Origin of the sequence: Actinomadura sp. GC306, assembly GCF_004348665.1 — a bacterium.
Lineage (GTDB): Bacteria > Actinomycetota > Actinomycetes > Streptosporangiales > Streptosporangiaceae > Spirillospora.
In genome coordinates, this window is the sequence record NZ_SMKM01000466.1 from 1 (window position 1) to 2,388 (window position 2,388).

The 2,388-nt window shown below is 75.2% G+C and carries 2 protein-coding genes; both read right to left on the minus strand.

Annotation, left to right across the window (positions count from 1 at the left end; translation table 11 throughout):
• On the minus strand, positions 1-1,374 hold a 1,374-nt coding region (locus tag E1200_RS32640; protein ID WP_243709037.1), incomplete at its 3' end, for an MFS transporter.
• A 248-nt stretch (positions 1,375-1,622) separates the two neighbouring features.
• Positions 1,623-2,388, minus strand: a 766-nt coding sequence (locus E1200_RS34220; RefSeq protein ID WP_165950562.1) for a DUF4185 domain-containing protein, incomplete at its 5' end; no start/stop codon positions are given.

The window sequence follows — 2,388 nt, forward strand, 5'->3', positions numbered from 1 at the left end:
GCCGGGGATGGCGAGGGTGAGCGCCGCGGCCAGCAGCGCGACGCCGCAGCCGAACAGCATGCTGGTGAGGAACCCCGCTTCGGACGGCAGGACGTGCCCGCCCATGGTCGTGGTCATCTGGGCCAGGACGACCCCGACGACGGCGGCCGACACGGTCGTGCCGACCGAGCGCATGAGGGTGTTGAAGCCGTTGGCCGACGCGGTCTCCGACGGCGGCACCGCGCTCATGATCAGGGCGGGCATCGCGCCGTAGGCGAGCCCGACACCGGCGTTGCACACGACGGTGACGACCAGCAGCCCCCACGTCGAGCCCATCAGCACCACCGAGGAGCCGTACCCGGCGGCGATGACCAGGCTGCCGGCGCCCAGGGTGACCTTGGGACCGGCGGCGGCCGACAGCTTGGCGCCCAGCGGCGAGACCGCCATCATCATCAGCCCGGCCGGCGCCAGCCACAGCCCCGCGGCCAGCATCGACTGGCCCAGGCCGTAGCCGGTGGCCTCGGGCAGCTGCATCAGCTGCATGACGATCAGCGCCTGCGCGTACATGGCGCAGCCGACCAGGATCGAGGCCAGGTTGGTGAACAGGACCTGGCGCCGCGCGGTGACGCGCAGGTCGACCAGCGGGTCGGAGGTGCGCAGTTCCCACCACCCCCAGGCCGGCAGGACGGCCGCGGCGGCGGCGAGCAGGCCGAGGGTGGGGGCGCTCGTCCAGCCCCAGTCCGAGCCCTTGGAGAACCCGAGCAGCAGGCAGACCAGCCCGGTCCCCAGGCCGAGCGCGCCGGCCACGTCCAGGCGCCCCTTCGCCTGCGGGGCAGTGGGCGGCAGCAGCCGCCACATCAGCACGCCGATCAGGGCGCTGAGCGCGGCCGAGCCCCAGAACAGGGCGCGCCAGCTGGTGTGCTCGGCGACGGCGGCCGCGATCGGCAGGCCGAGGGCGCCGCCGATGCCCAGGGAGGCGCTGATCAGCGCGATCGCCGAGCCGAGCCGCTCGGGCGGCAGCAGCTCGCGCAGGACGCTGATGCCCAGCGGGATCAGGCCCATCCCGACGCCCTGCAGCCCCCGCCCGATGATCATCGGGACGACGGTGTCGGTGAGCGCGCACACCAGCGACCCGGCGGTCAGCGGCACCGCGCAGGCCAGCAGGACGGTGCGCTTGCCGTGCAGGTCGCCGAGCCGTCCGGTGACCGGGATCGACACCGCGCCGGCCAGCAGCGTGACCGTGACCACCCAGGAGGCGTTGGAGGCGCTGGTGTCCAGCAGGCGCGGCATCTCGCCGACGAACGGGACCACCAGCGTCTGCATGAGCGCCGCGACGATGCCGGCGGCCGCCAGCACCCCGACGATCGCTCTGGGACGGACGGCGGGCTCAGTCACGCGGTTTCTCCCTCGTCTTCCGGTGCGGTCCGGGACCGGACGACCCGAACCTGTGCACAATACATACGATCCGGGCGGGGAACCAAGGAGCGATCAGCCGTCCCGCGGCCCGAAGCGGACGCGACGGCCCCGCCAGCCGCGACCGCCATCGGGCATCCGCCCAGGCCAGCCCGCCATAACGGCACAGGCAACCAGCGGCCCGCCCCCGGGACGTGACGTGCCCCACCCCGCCGGGGCCGGCGGGGGAGTCACCAGGGAATGGCGCGGGCGGTGATGTGGTCGTCGGCGGGGTCGTAGTAGGTCAGCAGCAGCGAGTCGCGGGTGCTGAGGGCGGGATGCCCGATCAGGGCGCGGCACTGGTCCAGGCCCGCCCCGCCCGAGCAGGGGACGCTCCCGCCGCCCGCGGGCCTCCACGGCCCCTCGGGCGCGTCGGCGTGCCAGAGGCGGAACCGCCCGGCCAGGTCGCGCTGCTCGACCATGACCAGGCCCCGGCCCAGGTGGGTGTAGTCGCCGACGTGGACCAGGTAGGGCGCCGCGCCGTGGACGACGGTGCGGGCCTGCGCGGCGTCGCGGGTCCAGCCGCCGTCCGCCCGGTACCGGTAGGCGGCGGGATCGCGCCAGGCGGCGGGGTCGGCGGGGACGCGGGCCAGGGTGACGCGCCCGCCGTGGCAGACGCCGAACGCCGAGTTGTCGCACACCGAGGCGAACAGGTGCAGGTGCCCGCGGGCGAACACCGGGGACCCGAGGTTGTGCTGGAACGGCAGCCCGCCGGGGGAGGTGAACAGCCGGGTGCGGCCGGTCAGGACGTTCCCGGCGGGCCGGTAGGTGACCAGGCCGAACCCCTGGGTGCTGATGGTGGCGCCGTGCACGCACACGTCGGTGTAGGCGATCAGCAGGGTGGAGGCGCCGGGCGGGCGGGCGGCGCCGGACGCCCAGGAGGCGCCGTAGGCGGTGCCGGGGACCTGGCAGGACGCCCCGCCGGGCAGCACCAGGCCGGGCGGCGCGCTCAGCATC